19 protein-coding genes are annotated in these 15950 nt (G+C 69.2%); 18 read left to right on the top strand and 1 reads right to left on the bottom strand.

Translation table 11 applies throughout. The annotated features are described in order from the left end of the window. Positions 1 to 5 precede the first annotated feature (5 nt). The 4 genes from KF887_10360 (at position 6) to KF887_10375 (ending at position 5389) form a co-directional block, all read left to right on the top strand. Positions 6 to 1610, top strand: coding sequence for a methylcrotonoyl-CoA carboxylase (locus tag KF887_10360; GenBank protein ID QYK39876.1), 1605 nt, complete (start codon positions 6 to 8; stop codon positions 1608 to 1610). Between the two features lie 137 nt (positions 1611 to 1747). Then, positions 1748 to 3691, top strand: coding sequence for a biotin/lipoyl-binding protein (locus KF887_10365; GenBank protein QYK39877.1), 1944 nt, complete (start codon positions 1748 to 1750; stop codon positions 3689 to 3691). Continuing rightward, entirely contained in the window at positions 3688 to 4548 is an 861-nt protein-coding gene (locus KF887_10370; GenBank protein QYK39878.1) for a hydroxymethylglutaryl-CoA lyase, read from the top strand. Before KF887_10365 ends, KF887_10370 begins: the two co-directional genes overlap by 4 nt. A 58-nt stretch (positions 4549 to 4606) precedes the next feature. Beyond that, positions 4607 to 5389 carry a crotonase/enoyl-CoA hydratase family protein gene (locus tag KF887_10375; protein QYK39879.1) on the top strand — a complete coding sequence of 261 codons (783 nt, stop codon included), beginning with the start codon at positions 4607 to 4609 and terminating at the stop codon, positions 5387 to 5389. 1 nt (position 5390) lies between these two features. On the opposite strand, the gene KF887_10380 is transcribed toward KF887_10375, so the two are convergent. Further along, complete coding sequence (locus KF887_10380; protein QYK39880.1) at positions 5391 to 5960, bottom strand: DUF4453 domain-containing protein; 570 nt, start codon at positions 5958 to 5960, stop codon at positions 5391 to 5393. Between the two features lie 335 nt (positions 5961 to 6295). Here KF887_10380 and KF887_10385 point away from each other — a divergent pair, with 335 nt between their 5' ends. From KF887_10385 to KF887_10450, 14 genes are all read left to right on the top strand, one after another. After that, positions 6296 to 6661 (top strand): NADH-quinone oxidoreductase subunit A, encoded by a 366-nt coding sequence (locus tag KF887_10385; GenBank protein QYK39881.1) that lies wholly within the window; start codon positions 6296 to 6298, stop codon positions 6659 to 6661. Beyond that, positions 6661 to 7182 carry an NADH-quinone oxidoreductase subunit B gene (locus KF887_10390; protein ID QYK39882.1) on the top strand — a complete coding sequence of 174 codons (522 nt, stop codon included), beginning with the start codon at positions 6661 to 6663 and terminating at the stop codon, positions 7180 to 7182. Before KF887_10385 ends, KF887_10390 begins: the two co-directional genes overlap by 1 nt. A 4-nt stretch (positions 7183 to 7186) precedes the next feature. Then, positions 7187 to 7786: an NADH-quinone oxidoreductase subunit C gene (locus tag KF887_10395; protein QYK39883.1), complete on the top strand. Its 600-nt coding sequence runs from the start codon at positions 7187 to 7189 to the stop codon at positions 7784 to 7786. A 5-nt stretch (positions 7787 to 7791) separates the two neighbouring features. Next, positions 7792 to 8667 carry a sulfotransferase gene (locus KF887_10400; GenBank protein QYK39884.1) on the top strand — a complete coding sequence of 292 codons (876 nt, stop codon included), beginning with the start codon at positions 7792 to 7794 and terminating at the stop codon, positions 8665 to 8667. Then, positions 8667 to 9875 (top strand): NADH-quinone oxidoreductase subunit D, encoded by a 1209-nt coding sequence (locus tag KF887_10405; GenBank protein ID QYK43519.1) that lies wholly within the window; start codon positions 8667 to 8669, stop codon positions 9873 to 9875. Before KF887_10400 ends, KF887_10405 begins: the two co-directional genes overlap by 1 nt. A 98-nt stretch (positions 9876 to 9973) precedes the next feature. Then, positions 9974 to 10339, top strand: a complete 366-nt coding sequence (locus tag KF887_10410) for a hypothetical protein (protein ID QYK39885.1) — start codon at positions 9974 to 9976, stop codon at positions 10337 to 10339. Then, positions 10339 to 11526: an NADH-quinone oxidoreductase subunit E gene (locus tag KF887_10415; GenBank protein QYK39886.1), complete on the top strand. Its 1188-nt coding sequence runs from the start codon at positions 10339 to 10341 to the stop codon at positions 11524 to 11526. The genes KF887_10410 and KF887_10415 overlap by 1 nt, the downstream gene beginning before the upstream one ends. A 65-nt stretch (positions 11527 to 11591) precedes the next feature. Next, complete coding sequence (locus KF887_10420) at positions 11592 to 12167, top strand: NADH:ubiquinone oxidoreductase (GenBank protein ID QYK39887.1); 576 nt, start codon at positions 11592 to 11594, stop codon at positions 12165 to 12167. Beyond that, the gene (locus KF887_10425) at positions 12164 to 12394 is read left to right on the top strand and encodes a DUF5337 domain-containing protein (protein ID QYK39888.1); all 231 of its coding nucleotides are present in this window, start codon (positions 12164 to 12166) and stop codon (positions 12392 to 12394) included. Before KF887_10420 ends, KF887_10425 begins: the two co-directional genes overlap by 4 nt. A gap of 10 nt (positions 12395 to 12404) precedes the next feature. Beyond that, entirely contained in the window at positions 12405 to 13700 is a 1296-nt protein-coding gene (gene nuoF / locus KF887_10430; GenBank protein ID QYK39889.1) for an NADH-quinone oxidoreductase subunit NuoF, read from the top strand. Positions 13701 to 13809: 109 nt separating this feature from the next. Then, positions 13810 to 14052 carry a hypothetical protein gene (locus KF887_10435; protein QYK39890.1) on the top strand — a complete coding sequence of 81 codons (243 nt, stop codon included), beginning with the start codon at positions 13810 to 13812 and terminating at the stop codon, positions 14050 to 14052. Continuing rightward, entirely contained in the window at positions 14049 to 14933 is an 885-nt protein-coding gene (locus KF887_10440) for a class I SAM-dependent methyltransferase (protein ID QYK39891.1), read from the top strand. The genes KF887_10435 and KF887_10440 overlap by 4 nt, the downstream gene beginning before the upstream one ends. 115 nt (positions 14934 to 15048) lie before the next feature. Continuing rightward, positions 15049 to 15459 carry a DUF5333 domain-containing protein gene (locus KF887_10445; protein QYK39892.1) on the top strand — a complete coding sequence of 137 codons (411 nt, stop codon included), beginning with the start codon at positions 15049 to 15051 and terminating at the stop codon, positions 15457 to 15459. After that, positions 15456 to 15947: a DUF3291 domain-containing protein gene (locus KF887_10450; GenBank protein ID QYK39893.1), complete on the top strand. Its 492-nt coding sequence runs from the start codon at positions 15456 to 15458 to the stop codon at positions 15945 to 15947. The genes KF887_10445 and KF887_10450 overlap by 4 nt, the downstream gene beginning before the upstream one ends. Positions 15948 to 15950: the final 3 nt, after the last annotated feature.

Raw genomic sequence — 15950 nt, forward strand, 5'->3', positions numbered from 1 at the left:
CACCGATGCGCCTGACCTCCCGCGCCCTGCCGTCGTCGGAAACCTTCCGCGCCAACCGCGCGGCGCATCTGGCGCTGCTTGCCCAGGTCGAACAGGCCGCCGCGCTGGCGGCCGCGGGCGGCGGCCCCCGGGCGCTCGAACGCCACACCGCACGCGGCAAGATGGCGCCGCGCGACCGGGTGGCGGGCCTGCTGGACCCCGGCGCGCCGTTTCTGGAAATCGGCGCCACCGCCGCGCATGGCATGTATGACGGCGCCGCACCCTGTGCGGGCGTGATCGCGGGCATCGGCCGGGTTCACGGTGCCGATGTCATGGTGGTCTGCAACGATGCCACCGTGAAGGGCGGCACCTACTATCCGATGACGGTCAAGAAACACCTGCGCGCGCAGGAAATCGCCGCCGAATGCCGCCTGCCCTGCGTCTATCTGGTGGACTCGGGCGGTGCCAACCTGCCCAACCAGGACGAGGTGTTCCCCGACCGCGACCATTTCGGCCGCATCTTCTACAACCAGGCCAGGATGAGCGCGGCCGGCATCCCGCAGGTCGCGGTCGTCATGGGGTCCTGCACGGCGGGGGGCGCCTATGTGCCGGCGATGTCGGACGTCACGATCATCGTCAGGGACCAGGGCACGATCTTCCTGGCCGGGCCGCCCCTCGTTCGCGCGGCCACAGGCGAGGTGGTCACCGCCGAGGATCTGGGCGGCGGCGATGTCCACACCCGCCTGTCCGGAGTGGCCGACTATCTGGCGCAGGACGATGCCCACGCCCTTGCCCTCGCGCGCGAGGCGCTGCGCCACCTCAACCGGGCGCCCGCCGCCCACGTCGCCATGGCCGTTCCGGAAGAGCCCGCCTTCGACCCCGACGAGATCCTCGGCGTGGTGCCCGCCGACCTGCGCACCCCCTACGACATCCGCGAGGTCATCGCCCGCGTGGTCGACGGCAGCCGCCTTGACGAATTCAAGGCCCGTTACGGCGAGACGCTGGTGACCGGCTTTGCGCATGTCATGGGCATTCCGGTGGGGATCGTTGCCAACAACGGCGTGCTGTTCTCCGAGGCCGCCGTGAAGGGCGCGCATTTCGTCGAACTCTGCTCGCAGCGCCGCATCCCCCTGGTGTTCCTCCAGAACATCACTGGCTTCATGGTCGGCCGGAAGTACGAGAACGAGGGCATCGCCCGTCACGGCGCCAAGATGGTCACGGCGGTGGCCACCACGGCGGTGCCCAAGATCACCATGCTTCTGGGCGGCAGCTTCGGCGCGGGCAACTACGGCATGGCGGGCCGCGCCTATTCGCCCCGGTTCCTGTGGTCCTGGCCGAACAGCCGCATCTCGGTGATGGGGGGCGAACAGGCGGCGGGGGTGTTGGCCACCGTCAGGCGCGACGGGATCGAGCGGGCAGGGGGCACCTGGTCGGCCGCTGACGAGGCCGAGTTCCGGCGCCCCACGGTCGAGATGTTTGACCGCCAGTCCCACCCGCTCTACGCCTCGGCCCGGCTCTGGGACGACGGCATCGTCGACCCGCGCAAGACCCGCGCGGTGCTGGCGCTGTCGCTGGCGGCCAGCCTGAACGCCCCCGTCGAGGAAACACGCTTCGGCGTGTTCCGGATGTGACCACCCGCGCGCCCGGCGCGCGGAAATCTTGACAAGGGGTTAAGATCAAAACGCAACCCCTTGATATCGTTGATGCCGAAACATGTCCCATCGTGGGACGCCCACCCCGAAAGGCCCGCCCAGCGAAAGACCGCCCGATGTTCCAGAAGATCCTGATCGCCAACCGGGGCGAGATCGCCTGCCGGATCATCGCCACCTGCCGCCGTCTCGGGGTGGCGACGGTGGCGGTCCACTCCACCGCCGACAGCCGGGCGCGCCATGTCCTGATGGCCGACGAGGCGGTGCCGATCGGCGGCCCGGCCCCCGCCGACAGCTACCTGCGCGCCGACCGGATCATCTCGGCCGCCGAGTTGACTGGCGCCCAGGCGATCCATCCCGGCTACGGCTTCCTGTCCGAGAACCCTGATTTCGTCGAGGCGGTCGCGGCGGCGGGGCTGGTGTTCATCGGCCCCTCGGCCGCCGCGATCCGCGCCATGGGGCTGAAGGACGCCGCCAAGCGGCTGATGCAGGCGGCTGGCGTGCCGGTGGTGCCCGGCTATCACGGCGACGACCAGGAACCCGCCCGGCTGGAGCTCGAGGCCGCGACGATCGGCTACCCGGTGCTGGTCAAGGCCGTGGCGGGCGGCGGCGGCAAGGGGATGCGCCGCGTGGACCGCCCGGCCGATTTCATCGCCGCGCTCGAATCCGCCAAGGCCGAGGCACGCGGCGCCTTCGGCAACGACGCCGTCCTGATCGAGAAATACGTCGAGCGCCCCCGCCATATCGAGGTGCAGGTGTTCGGCGACGGCCGGGATGCGCTGCACCTGTTCGAACGCGACTGCTCGCTGCAGCGCCGCCACCAGAAGGTCATCGAAGAGGCCCCGGCCCCCGGCATGACGGCAGGGGTCCGCGCGGCGATGGGCGCCGCCGCCGTGCGTGCGGCCCGCGCCATCGGCTACAGCGGGGCCGGAACGGTCGAGTTCATCGTCGACGGCGCCGGTGGCCTGCGCGAGGACGGGTTCTGGTTCATGGAAATGAACACCCGCCTGCAGGTCGAGCATCCGGTGACCGAGGCGATCACCGGCGTCGATCTTGTGGAATGGCAACTGCGCGTCGCGTCGGGCGAGGCGCTGCCCGCCCGGCAGGAGGATCTGACGATCACCGGCCACGCCTTCGAGGCGCGGCTCTACGCAGAGGACGTGGCGGCCGGGTTCCTGCCCGCCACCGGGCGGCTGGCACATCTGGCCTTCCCGCCGGACGTGCGCGCCGATACCGGTGTGGCCAGCGGCGACGCCATCAGCCCGTGGTACGACCCGATGATCGCCAAGGTCATCGCCCATGGCCCGACCCGCGCCGTGGCGCTGAACCGGCTGGCCACCGCGCTCGAGGCGACGCAGGTGGCCGGGACGGTGACGAACCTGTCCTTCCTGTCGGCGCTGGCCCGCCACCCCGGCTTTGCCGCCGGAGAGGTCGATACGGGCCTGATCGCCCGCGACCTCGCCGCCCTGACCGCGCCGCGCGACCGCGACCATCTTGACCTTGCGATGGCCGCGACCGCCTTCCTGGCTGCGGCCGAACTGCCGCGGGGGCCGCTGGCGGGTTTCGCGCTGTGGACGGCGCCGGGGCATGTCGTGGTGCTGCGGCACGGTGACGACCCATGGTCTGCCCGCATCACCCTGACCGGCCCCGACGCCGCGCAGGTGGAACTCGACGGACTGCTGATCCTGGCCGAACGCGGCCCCGGCGGCTGGATCGTCGAGGGGCGGGGGCCGCTGGACGTGGTCGAGCGGTCCGGCGCGATCCATGTCTTCGCCCCCGGCCGCACGCTGTCGCTGGCCCGCACCGATCCGCTTGACCGCGCGGCGGCCGAGGGGGTGGCGGGCAACATCACCCGATCGCCCATGCCGGGCCTTGTGCGCGCAGTGCATGTCGTGGCCGGGCAGGCGGTGAAGGCGGGCGACCGGCTGGCCGTGCTGGAGGCGATGAAGATGGAACATGTCCTGACCGCCGCCCGCGACGGCGTGGTGGCCGAGGTGCTGGTGGCGCCCGGCGCGCAGGTCGAGGCGGGCGCCCCCCTGATCGCGCTGGAGGATGCGGGATGAGCGGTGCCCGCAGCGTCGAGATTGTCGAGGTCGGCCCCCGCGACGGGCTGCAGAACGAGGCGCGGTTCATCCCGACCGAACGGAAGGTCGCGCTGATCGACCTGCTGTCGCGGGCCGGATTCCGGCGGATCGAGGCGGCAAGCTTCGTCAGCCCGAAATGGGTGCCGCAGATGGCGGATGGCGCGGCGGTGATGGCGGGCATCGCCCGGGCGCCCGGGGTGCGCTACGCGGTGCTGACCCCGAACCTCAGGGGCTACGAGGCCGCGCGGGCGGCGGGGGCGGATGAGGTGGCGGTCTTTGCCTCGGCCTCCGAGGGGTTCTCGCGCGCCAATCTCAATGCGGGCATTGCCGAAAGCCTGGAACGGATGCGCCCGGTGGCCGATGCGGCGCGGGCCGACGGCATCGCGCTGCGCGGCTATGTGTCCTGCGTGACGGACTGCCCGTTCGACGGGCCCACGCCGCCGGGCGAGGTGGCGCGCGTGGCCGCAGCACTGCGCGACATGGGCTGCGCCGAGGTCAGCCTGGGCGATACCATCGGGCGCGGCACGCCCGAGGCGGTCGACGCGATGCTGGCGGCGGTGCTGGATGACCTGCCGCCCGGCCGGCTGGCGGGGCATTTCCACGATACCGCAGGGCGGGCGCTGGACAACATCGCGGTCGCGCTCGGGCGCGGGCTGCGCGTGTTCGACGCGGCTGTCGGCGGTCTGGGCGGCTGCCCCTATGCGCCGGGTGCGGCGGGGAACGTGGCGACGGAACGGGTGGCGCGGTGGCTGGCGGCCGAGGGCTGGTCGACCGGTCTTGACGAAACGGTGCTGGCACGCGCCGCCGAAATGGCGCGCGCGATGCGTGGCGGCTGAGCGTGGCGGCATCCATCCGGATGATGGTGTCCGGGGTGTGCGGCCCAGGGAGGCGGGAATGTTCGAGACGATCAGGGTTGCAACCGATGCGCGGGGTGTCGCGCGGCTGACGCTGGCGCGGCCGGAAAAGCACAACGCGCTGTCGGCACCGATGATGGATGAACTGACGGCGGCGGCGCGGGCGCTGGCGGCCGATGCGGGCGTGCGCGTGGTGATCCTCGATGCGCTGGGGCCGAGCTTCTGTGCCGGTGGTGACCTGGGCTGGATGCGCGCGCAGGCGGCCGCCGACGGCCCCGGCCGAGCGGTCGAGGCCCGCAGGCTGGCCGGGATGCTGTCCGCGCTGGACGCGCTGCCGAAGCCGCTGATCGGGCGGGTGCAGGGCAATGCCTTTGGCGGTGGCCTGGGCATGATGGCGGTCTGCGACCTTTGTGTAGCGGCCGAGACCGCCCGCTTCGGCCTGACCGAGACGCGGCTGGGCCTGATCCCGGCCACCATCGGGCCCTATGTGCTGGCGCGGATCGGGGCAGGGGCCGCGCGCGGCCTGTTCGTCACTGCACGCGGCTTTGGCGCGGACGAGGCGCTGCGCCTTGGCCTGGTGACGCGCGCCGTGGCGCCCGACGCGCTGGATGATGCGGTGGCCGACGAGACGGCGGCGGCGCTGCTCTGCGCGCCGGGGGCGATGGCCGAGGCCAAGGCGCTGATCCGCAACCTGGCGGCGCCCGTGACCCCCGCCATGGTCGATGACAGCATCGCGGCGCTTGTCGCGCGCTGGGACAGCCCGGAGGTGGCCGAGGGCACCGGTGCATTCCTTGACCGCCGCAAGCCCGGCTGGGCCGTCTGACCTAGCCCGCCTCTTCCAGGCATTCGCCGGGGGCGGTGGTGTCGCGCGTCCAGCCCTCGGCAACGGTCGGGCGCCCGTGCCCGGTGGTGGCGACGACGAACTTCCACCCGTCGCGCAGCAGGTACTCGGAGAACAGGAACTGCCCCGCTGTCGCCTGCCCGGTGACCGGGCTGTCCGCCGAGGCGCCGCTGCGCAGCGTCAGGCCGGGGCCGGTGTAGCCGAGGCAGGCCCAGCCGTTGTGATCGGCCGCCGGTATGTCGCGCAGCCGCGACAGGCGCGCGGCCTCGGTCCGCATGCGTGCGGTGGGGGCGCTGGTTGTGGCGACGCGGCAGCCCGCGTCGTTCTCCATCAGGCGGATCTGGTCGACGGCCTCGGCATCGGCGGATGCGAGCTGCGGCGACGTTCCGATGCATCCCGCGTTGCCGAACAGACCCTGGCCGAGGGCGCTGCCGAAGCAGTATCCGGCGCGGTGGAAGATGGTGTTCCGGGCAATCCACAGATCTTCGCAGAACGTATCGGCCCCGGCCGGAACCGGCAGGGCAAGCAGCACAGTCAGGATGGCGCGGCGCATCGGCGTCTCCGGTCGGGCGGTGGCTTGCGGCACGGTGGCACCGCCGAGAGATTCGTCCAACACGGCAATTGCCTGCCCGTCGCGGCCGCCGCCGGTCGCGGCGCGGGCCACGGTTCTGCGGCAATGCAGAAGAATCTTTGCGGCATCGCAGCGCGATCCGGATTCTCCTTTGCACACCGCTGCATACATCGGCCCTCCGCGACGGTCTGGCCCAGGTGCGGCCACCGCCTTCGGTTGACCCCGGCGGGGGCGCAGAGTAAACGGATGCGAGGTGACCGGGGCCGCCCGCAAGAGGCGGCGGGTTGCCTGTGTCGCCAGCCGAAGGAGCCCGCCTCGTGGACACACTTCTCCGAGACTACGCGCCGATTCTCATTTTTCTGGCGATCGCCGTGGGGCTCGGGCTGGTGCTCATGCTGTCCGCCGCGATCATCGCCGTGCGCAACCCCGACCCCGAGAAGGTCTCGGCCTACGAATGCGGCTTCAACGCCTTCGACGACGCGCGCATGAAGTTCGACGTGCGGTTCTATCTCGTGTCGATCCTGTTCATCATCTTCGACCTGGAAGTGGCGTTCCTGTTCCCCTGGGCGGTGGCCTTCGGCGAAATCTCGATGACCGCGTTCTGGTCGATGATGGTGTTCCTGGCCGTGCTGACCGTGGGCTTTGCCTATGAATGGAAGAAAGGGGCCCTGGAATGGGAGTGATGACGGGGAACGCCGCCGGTCCCGACCGCGACGCGCAGGTGATCGAGTTCAATCGTGAGTTGCAGGACAAGGGCTTTCTGCTGACCGCGACCGAGGATGTGATCAACTGGGCGCGCAACGGGTCGCTGCACTGGATGACCTTCGGGCTGGCCTGCTGCGCGGTCGAGATGATGCACACCTCGATGCCGCGCTACGATCTCGAACGCTTCGGCACGGCGCCGCGCGCCTCGCCCCGCCAGTCGGACCTGATGATCGTGGCGGGCACGCTGACCAACAAGATGGCCCCGGCGCTGCGCAAGGTCTATGACCAGATGCCAGAACCGCGCTACGTGATCAGCATGGGGTCCTGCGCGAATGGCGGGGGGTATTACCACTACAGCTATTCGGTGGTGCGGGGCTGCGACCGGATCGTGCCGGTCGACATCTACGTTCCCGGCTGCCCGCCCACGGCCGAGGCGCTGCTGTACGGAATCCTGCAGTTGCAGCGGAAGATCCGCCGCACCGGCACGCTGGTGAGGTGACCCGATGACCGCCGCCCTTCAGGAACTGGCCGCCCATCTGGAACTTCGCCGTCCCGATGCCGTGTCCTCGACGCATGTCGCGCATGGCGAACTGACGGTCGAGGTGACGCTGCCGCATCTGTCGGCCTTCATCGAGTATCTCAAGACCGATGCCGCCTGCCGCTTCACCTCGCTCGTCGACATCACGGCGATCGACCATCCCGACCGTCCGGCGCGGTTCGATGTGGTCTATCATTTCCTGTCGATGTACCGGAACCACCGCATCCGGGTGAAGGTGCCCGTCCATGAGGACGAGATGGTGCCGTCGGTGTCCGCGATCCACCCGTCCGCCGACTGGTTCGAGCGCGAGGTGTTCGACATGTTCGGCATCCTGTTCTCGGGTCACCCCGACCTGCGGCGCCTGCTGACCGACTACGGGTTCCGTGGCCACCCGCTGCGCAAGGACTTTCCCACCACCGGCTATACCGAGGTGCGCTGGGACGAGGCGCAGAAGCGCGTGGTCTATGAGCCCGTGAAACTGGTGCAGGAATACCGCCAGTTCGATTTTCTCAGCCCGTGGGAGGGCGCGCAATACGTCCTGCCGGGCGACGAGAAGAAGGGCTGAGGCGCGTGGGCGGCGAGCCGACCATTCTTCTGGGCGTGGGCGCGACCAAGGCGGGCACCACATGGCTGTGGGACCATCTGGCCGCGCACCCCGATTGCCATGCGCGGGCGATCAAGGAACTGCACTATTTCGACACGCTGGAGAACAACACCTTCGGCCGCCAGATCAAGCTGCAGGAGGCGCGCGCCGAAAAGCTGGCCGCGTCGGGCCGGGGCGACGCCGCGCTGCAGGCGCAGCGCCGTGCCGATGTTGCGGAATGGATCGCGGTGCTGCGCCGCAGGGTCGAGGATATCCCGGCCTATCTTGCCTATCTGTTCGGCGGCGCGCGGGCCGGGCGGCGGCTGGTGATGGACGTGACGCCCGCCTATGCCAGCCTGCCCGAGCAGCGGTTGCGGCAGATGGCCGGCATGGCGGCGGATGTGCGCGTCCTCTATCTGATGCGCGACCCGGTGTCCCGCTTCTGGAGCCATGTGCGCATGATCGCCGAACGCATGACAAAGGTCGCGGCAGAGGTTCCGGATGCGGCGCGGGCGCTGCTGGACGCCATTCTGGACGGCCGGCCCTCGGCGGCGGTGGACCGGGGTGACTATGCCGGGGCCCTGGCGCGGCTGGATGCCGCCGTGGCGCCCGGGCGGTTCCTGGCGATGTTCCAGGAAGACCTGATGACCGCGCCGGGCTATGCGCGGCTGTGCACGTTCCTGGGTATCCGGCAGGGCAACCCGGATTTCGGGCGCCGCGTCTTCGCGTCGGCGCCCGTCGAGATGACCGATGCGCAGCGCGCGCGCCTGCGCGCCCTGCTGGCCCCGCAATATGCGGCGGTGGCGCGGCGGCATACCCTGCCCGCCGCCTGGCGGCAAAACATGGACGAGGTGAGCGGATGATGGACGGTGGCTTTGACGACGCCCTGACCGGCGAACAGAAGATCCGCAACTTCAACATCAACTTCGGGCCGCAGCACCCTGCGGCACATGGTGTCCTGCGTCTGGTGCTGGAACTTGACGGCGAGATCGTCGAACGCTGCGACCCGCATATCGGGCTGCTGCACCGTGGCACCGAGAAGCTGATGGAAAGCCGCACCTATCTGCAGAACCTGCCCTATTTCGACCGGCTGGACTATGTGGCGCCGATGAACCAGGAACACGCCTGGTGTCTGGCGATCGAGCGTCTGACGGGTGTGCAGGTTCCGCGCCGCGCCAGCCTCATCCGGGTTCTGTATTCCGAGATCGGGCGCGTCCTGAACCACCTGCTGAACGTCACGACCCAGGCGATGGACGTGGGCGCGCTGACCCCGCCGCTCTGGGGGTTCGAGGAGCGCGAGAAGCTGATGGTGTTCTACGAACGCGCCTGCGGGGCGCGTCTGCATGCCGCCTATTTCCGCCCCGGCGGCGTGCATCAGGACCTGACGCCCGACCTGATCGATGACATCGACGCCTGGGCCGAGGCATTTCCGAAGGTTCTGGACGACATCGACACGCTGCTGACCGAGAACCGCATCTTCAAGCAGCGCAACGCCGACATCGGCGTGGTGACCGAAGAGGATATCCAGGCTTGGGGCTTTTCCGGCGTGATGGTGCGGGGGTCGGGCCTCGCCTGGGACCTGCGGCGCGCGCAGCCCTACGAGTGCTATGACGAGTTCGATTTCAAGATTCCCGTCGGCAAGAACGGCGACTGCTATGACCGCTATCTGTGCCGGATGCAGGAAATGCGGGAATCGACGGCGATCATCCGCCAGGCCATCGCGAAACTGCGCGTGGAACCCGGCGACGTGCTGGCGCGCGGCAAGATCACGCCGCCCCGCCGCGCCGAGATGAAGACCTCGATGGAGGCGCTGATCCATCACTTCAAGCTCTACACCGAAGGGTTCCATGTGCCAGCGGGCGAGGTCTACGCCGCCGTCGAGGCGCCCAAGGGCGAATTCGGCGTCTACCTGGTGGCCGACGGCACCAACCGCCCCTACCGCGCCAAGATCCGCGCGCCCGGGTTCCTGCACCTGCAGGCGATGGACTATATCTGCAAGGGTCACCAGCTGGCCGATGTGTCGGCGATCATCGGCACGATGGACGTGGTGTTCGGGGAGATCGACCGGTGACGATGATCGGCATCCTGCCCTTCGCGGTGATCGTGATCCTGTCGATGCCCGTGGCCGTGCCCTTCGTGGCCGCCGCCATGATCCTGAGGTTCTGACCGATGACCGGCAACGCCGCCCTGCTGCTCGCGACGCTCTGCATGGTCCTGACCGGCGGTTTCGGCGTGCTGTTCGCGCTGAACCCCGAAAAGGGTATGAAGGCGGCGTCGCACTGGCCCGCGCAGTTGCCGCTTGTCATGTCGGACCGCTACATCGGGACCGCCTTTCTGCTGCTGGGCGTGCTGCTCTGGGGCGACTGGTGGCTGCTGGCATGGTTCCTGGCGGTGGTCGGGATCGCCGGGTTCGGTGACGTGTTCATCTATCTCCGCGCCGGGCGGCCCCACGGGCCGCATCTGGTGGCGGCCCTGCTTTACCTTTCGGCGGCCGGTCTTGCGCTGGCGGCCCACATGACGAACGGAACGCCCTGATGCTGCGCCGCCTGCACCCCCACCAGCCCGCAAGTTTCGCCTTCACCCCGGCCAATGAGGCCTGGGCGCGCGCGCAGATGACCAAGTACCCCGAAGGGCGGCAGGCATCGGCGATCATCCCGCTTCTGTGGCGCGCGCAGGAGCAGGAAGGCTGGCTGTCCCGTCCCGCCATCGAATACGTCGCCAAGATGCTGGACATGGCCTATATCCGGGCGCTGGAAGTCGCCACCTTCTACTTCATGTTCCAGCTGCAACCGGTTGGTTCTGTGGCCCATATCCAGATCTGCGGCACCACGTCCTGCATGATCTGCGGCGCCGAGGACCTGGTTGCCGTCTGCAAGGAGATGATCAATGCCAAGCCGCATGCGCTGTCGCCGGACGGCCGTTTCAGCTGGGAGGAGGTCGAATGCCTGGGCGCCTGCGCGAACGCGCCGATGGCGCAGATCGGCAAGGATTACTACGAGGATCTGACCGCCGAAAGACTGCGTGGCCTGATCACCCGTTTCGCGGCGGGCGAGGTGCCGGTTCCGGGGCCGCAGAACGGCCGCTATGCCGCAGAGCCGCTGACCGGGCTGACGACGCTGCGCGATTTCGAAAGCGGCCGGCGGCAGTACAACGCCAGCGCGCAGGCGGCGGTCGACCTGGGCGACACGGTCAGGCGGATCGACGGCACCGAGGTGCCGCTGGTGACACCCTGGAAGGGCCGGGCCGATGCCGCGACCCCCGCCGCCGGTGCGGCCGCCGAGCCGAAGCCCGGCGCGGGCCGCGCCGCCGATGACACCGGCGCGACGGTGCAGGAGGCGCCGGCGCGATCCAGGGGCAGGCCCGAAGCGGACGGCGATGCACCGAACGCGACACCCGCCGCCACGCCGGGGGCAAAGGCACCCGCCACGACCGGCACGCGGCCGCAGGCGTTGCCGGAGGCGCGCGGGGGAAAGCCGGACAATCTGAAGGAAATCAAGGGTATCGGCCCGAAACTTGAAGCGCTCTGCCATCGGCTCGGTTTCTTCCACTTCGACCAGATCGCGTCCTGGACCGAGGCAGAGATCGCCTGGGTCGATGACAATCTCGAGGGGTTCAAGGGCCGGGTGACCCGGGATGACTGGGTGGCGCAGGCCCGGATCCTTGCGGCGGGCGGCGATACGGAATTCTCGAAACGTGTTGAGAAGGGTGGCGTCTACGACTGAACGGCAACCGGCCCGCGGCAAGCTCCGGGCCCCGAAGGAGACGGCGAAGGATGACGGATGTTCCGATGAAGAACGCCCCTCAACTCTGGGGCTGGCTTGTGGCGGCGGGCGCTGCCGCGACGGGCTTTGGCGCCGCCGTCGGCCCGGTGGGGCTGTCCTCGGCCGGCGCCGTGATGGTGGCCGCGGTCCTGTTCGTGACGGTCGGGCTGATCCTGGGTATGCCCGCGCGCGAGGAAGGCGATGACGAAGCCGCCGCGGCAGAGGCGGAGCGGCCGCTGACGCCGTCGATGATGGTTGCGCAGATGTCCCCGGCCGAGACGGCGTGGGTCGAGACCAGGACGGCGGAATGGACCGCGACGCCCGCCCCGGAGGCCGAGGTTCCGGCACCGGCCCGTCCGCAGGGCCTGAGCGCGGCGCGCGGCGGGCAGGCGGACGATCTGAAGCTGATCAAGGGGATCGGGCCGAAGCTTGAACTGCTCTGCCATTCGCTGGGCTACTATCACTTCGACCAGATCGCGGCATGGACGCCCGCCGAGATCGCCTGGGTCGATGACAACCTGGAAGGTTTCAAGGGCCGCGTGACGCGCGACGACTGGGTGGCGCAGGCGCGCGTGCTGGCGGCGGGGGGGCAACCCGCATGACCACCGTGCCCGGTCCCAGCCCCGATGATCTGGCGCGCGTGCGGCAGGCACGGCTGGCGGCCTTCGTGCTGGCCGCGACGATGATCCTGTGGATGGGCGCGCAGTGGCTGGGCGGGAAACTGGGATGGGAGGCGCGGTTTGCCTTCCTTTTCGATCTGATGGCGATTGCGGCCTTCGTCTGGACGATGGCGGTGACATGGCGGCTGTGGCGGCAGCGGCAGAAGTAAGGACAGGACGATGCTGAAGGATCAGGACCGCATCTTCACCAACCTCTACGGCATGCATGACCGCACGCTGGCAGGGGCCAGGAAGCGCGGGCATTGGGACGGCACGGCGGCAATCATCGCGCGCGGCGCGGCGACGATCATCGACCAGGTCAAGGCCAGCGGGCTGCGCGGCCGGGGCGGCGCGGGGTTTCCCACCGGGCTGAAGTGGTCGTTCATGCCCAAGCAGTCGGACGGGCGACCGTCGTATCTGGTGGTGAACGCCGACGAGTCCGAGCCCGGCACCTGCAAGGACCGCGAGATCATGCGGCATGATCCGCATACGCTGATCGAGGGCTGCCTGATCGCCAGTTTCGCCATGGGCGCGCATGCCTGCTACATCTACATCCGCGGCGAATACATCCGCGAGCGCGAGGCGCTGCAGGCGGCGATCGACGAATGCTATGACGCGGGGCTTCTGGGGAAGAACGCCGCCGGGTCGGGCTGGGATTTCGACCTCTACCTGCATCACGGCGCGGGCGCCTACATCTGCGGCGAGGAGACGGCGCTTCTGGAAAGCCTCGAGGGCAAGAAGGGCATGCCACGGATGAAGCCGCCGTTCCCGGCAGGCTCGGGACTCTACGGCTGCCCGACCACGGTGAACAACGTGGAATCGATTGCGGTGGTGCCGACGATCCTGCGGCGCGGCCCGGAATGGTTCGCGGGCTTCGGCCGCCCGAACAATGCGGGGACCAAGCTGTTCGCCGTCTCGGGCCATGTCGCCAACCCCTGCGTGGTGGAAGAGGCGATGTCGATCCCGCTGAAGGAACTGCTGGAACGCCATTGCGGCGGCGTGCGGGGCGGCTGGAAGAACATCAAGGCGGTAATCCCGGGCGGATCGTCCGTGCCGCTTCTGACGCAGGCGCAATGCGATGACGCGATCATGGATTTCGACTGGCTGCGGGAACAGCGGTCGGGCCTGGGCACGGCGGCGGTGATCGTGATGGACAAGTCCACCGACGTCATCAAGGCGATCTGGCGGCTTTCGAAGTTCTACAAGCACGAAAGCTGCGGCCAGTGTACGCCGTGCCGCGAAGGCACGGGCTGGATGATGCGGGTGATGGACCGGCTGGTGCGGGGCGAGGCGGAGATCGAGGAAATCGACATGCTGCTGTCGGTGACCAAGCAGGTCGAGGGGCATACGATCTGCGCACTCGGCGATGCGGCGGCCTGGCCGATCCAGGGCCTGATCCGCGCCTTCCGCGACGAGATCGAGGATCGCATCGTGGCAAAGAAGACGGGCCGCGTGTCGGCCGTGGCGGCGGAGTGACAGGAATGGGCCGCGCGGTTCGGGTTCCGGGGATCGTGGCGCTGGCGGCCTTGCCGCCTGCTGCAACACCGGGCGCCACCGGCCGGTTCCTCGCGAAGGGGGCCGATTGATGCGGGCGGTATCCGGCCTCACGCTCGGGATGGCGGCGCTGGCCGCCTGTGCGGCACCTGTGGCCGAGAGCCCGCGGGGGTCCGGCACCCCGCTGCGCGTCGCGGGGTTGCAGCACTGGCAGGGCGCCGATGCGAAGCGGCTGGCCGATGCGCGATGCGGGGCAGGGGGCGTGCGGACGTCGATCTATGACCGCTACGATCGCGCGGCCGGCGAATGGGTGTTCCGGGAGGGCTGCCGGTGACAGGGCTCCGGACCATGGCGCGGCGGGGTCTTGCGGCGATGCGGGCCGCAAGGGCGGCCTTTGCCGTGCCTCCGGCACCGGCGGCAGCCGTCGCCGCCGCGGGTCCGGCACGGGTTGCTCCGGCACCCGCTTCCCCGGCTGCCGCCGCCGCACCGGCAGAGCCGCCACCCAAGCCCGCCCGGCGCTTCGGCTATGAGGGCGACGATGTTGCGGGCGATATCCGGGGCAAGTACGGCTTTCAGGGCGATCTGCTGGATATCTATGCAGGGCATCGTGGCCCGGCGATCAACAAGTGGCACCATTACCTGCCGATCTATGACCGGCATTTCGCGCGTCGTCGCGGCACCGCCGTGCGGTTCCTGGAAATCGGCGTGGCGCGTGGCGGTTCGCTGCAGATGTGGCGCAGGTATCTGGGGGATGACGCGGTGATCTTCGGCATCGACATCCGGCCCGACTGCGCGCGGCTGGACGGGCAGGCGGGCCGCGTGCGCATCGGATCGCAGGATGACGAGGTCTTCCTGAACGCCGTCGTCGACGAGATGGGCGGCGTGGACGTGGTGCTGGATGACGGCAGCCACATGATGCCGCATGTCCGCAAGACGCTGGCTGTGCTTTTCCCGCGGCTTGAAACCGGCGGGACCTACATGATCGAGGACATGCACACGGCCTATTGGCCGCGCTGGGGCGGCGGGTTCGGCGTGCCCGAGAACGTGTTCCACGACCTGCGCGGCGTGATCGACGACATCCACCACCCCTATCATGGCAAGCCCGAGCAGGCCGCCGGGTTCGGGCGCAGCGTGTCGGGGCTGCATGTCTACGATTCGATCATCGTGCTGGACAAGGATCCGGTGCATCCCCCCGTGAACTCGATGGTGGGCTGATGGACAGACCGCTGCACCCAACCCTTGCCGGTTCCGGTCGCCTGGCGGCGGCCTGTCATCGCATAGCAGCCGGGATCCCTTCATGTTTCCGGGCATCCGGAACAAGGAGAATCCGATGAACCGCCCGATCCCGACCCTTGCCCTCGTGCTTGCCATGGCGGCGCCGCTGGCGGCTGCCGCACCCGTGCCGCTGGCCGAGGAAAGGCACATCAACGAACAGCTTCTGGCGGCGCAGGTGGGTGACATTCTGCGCAAGACCTGCCCGGTCGCAAGCGCCCGGATGCTCGTGGTCCTTGGCAAGCTGAACGATCTTGAATCCTACGCCCGCAAACAGGGCTATTCCGAGACCGAGGTGCGTGCCTTCCTCAAGGACAAGGCCGAGAAGGCGCGCATCCGCAAGCTGGCCGAGGACTATCTGGCGCAGGCCGGTGCGGTGCAGGGCGATGCCGAAAGCTATTGCCGCGTGGCGCGCGACGAGGTGCGTCGGCGCACGCTGACCGGACAGTTGCTGCGGGTGTCGGGATGACGATGCATCTGGCCGAACTCAACGTCGGACGGCTGGTCGCCCCCACCGATGACCCGCGCGTGGCCGAATTCATGGCCGCGCTGGACCGGGTGAACGGTCTGGGCAAGCGGATGCCGGGGTTCGTCTGGATGATGGAAGGTTCCGGCGAACCGGGCACCGGCAACACCGAGGCCAAGATCGGCGGCGATCCGCAGTATGTGTCGAACCTGACGGTCTGGGAAAGCGTCGAGACGCTGGAGCATTTCGTCTGGAACACCGTCCACCGCGCGTTCTATGAGCGGCGCCAGGAATGGTTCGAGGTGCTGGGACAAATGCATTTCGTCATGTGGTGGGTGCCTGCGGGCCACCGGCCCACGCTGGACGAGGCTCTGGAACGGCTGGACCACATGCGGGCGCATGGCGACGGCGATTTCGCCTTCGGCTGGAAATATCTGAAAGAGGCGCGGCTGTGGAAAACCCACGGCTGCGCCCAAGTGGCGGCGGAGTAAAGC

This window comes from Paracoccaceae bacterium, assembly GCA_019454225.1.
Taxonomy (GTDB): domain Bacteria; phylum Pseudomonadota; class Alphaproteobacteria; order Rhodobacterales; family Rhodobacteraceae.

Coding starts and splice junctions, on each gene's coding strand:
- KF887_10415 (QYK39886.1), top strand. CDS start 10,339: ATGCTGCGCCGCCTGCACCCCCACCAGCCCGCAAGTTTCGCCTTCACC.
- KF887_10410 (QYK39885.1), top strand. CDS start 9,974: ATGACCGGCAACGCCGCCCTGCTGCTCGCGACGCTCTGCATGGTCCTG.
- KF887_10450 (QYK39893.1), top strand. CDS start 15,456: ATGACGATGCATCTGGCCGAACTCAACGTCGGACGGCTGGTCGCCCCC.
- KF887_10390 (QYK39882.1), top strand. CDS start 6,661: ATGACGGGGAACGCCGCCGGTCCCGACCGCGACGCGCAGGTGATCGAG.
- KF887_10365 (QYK39877.1), top strand. CDS start 1,748: ATGTTCCAGAAGATCCTGATCGCCAACCGGGGCGAGATCGCCTGCCGG.
- KF887_10370 (QYK39878.1), top strand. CDS start 3,688: ATGAGCGGTGCCCGCAGCGTCGAGATTGTCGAGGTCGGCCCCCGCGAC.
- KF887_10360 (QYK39876.1), top strand. CDS start 6: ATGCGCCTGACCTCCCGCGCCCTGCCGTCGTCGGAAACCTTCCGCGCC.
- KF887_10405 (QYK43519.1), top strand. CDS start 8,667: ATGGACGGTGGCTTTGACGACGCCCTGACCGGCGAACAGAAGATCCGC.
- KF887_10375 (QYK39879.1), top strand. CDS start 4,607: ATGTTCGAGACGATCAGGGTTGCAACCGATGCGCGGGGTGTCGCGCGG.
- nuoF (QYK39889.1), top strand. CDS start 12,405: ATGCTGAAGGATCAGGACCGCATCTTCACCAACCTCTACGGCATGCAT.
- KF887_10380 (QYK39880.1), bottom strand. CDS start 5,960: ATGCGCCGCGCCATCCTGACTGTGCTGCTTGCCCTGCCGGTTCCGGCC.
- KF887_10395 (QYK39883.1), top strand. CDS start 7,187: ATGACCGCCGCCCTTCAGGAACTGGCCGCCCATCTGGAACTTCGCCGT.
- KF887_10435 (QYK39890.1), top strand. CDS start 13,810: ATGCGGGCGGTATCCGGCCTCACGCTCGGGATGGCGGCGCTGGCCGCC.
- KF887_10420 (QYK39887.1), top strand. CDS start 11,592: ATGAAGAACGCCCCTCAACTCTGGGGCTGGCTTGTGGCGGCGGGCGCT.
- KF887_10425 (QYK39888.1), top strand. CDS start 12,164: ATGACCACCGTGCCCGGTCCCAGCCCCGATGATCTGGCGCGCGTGCGG.
- KF887_10445 (QYK39892.1), top strand. CDS start 15,049: ATGAACCGCCCGATCCCGACCCTTGCCCTCGTGCTTGCCATGGCGGCG.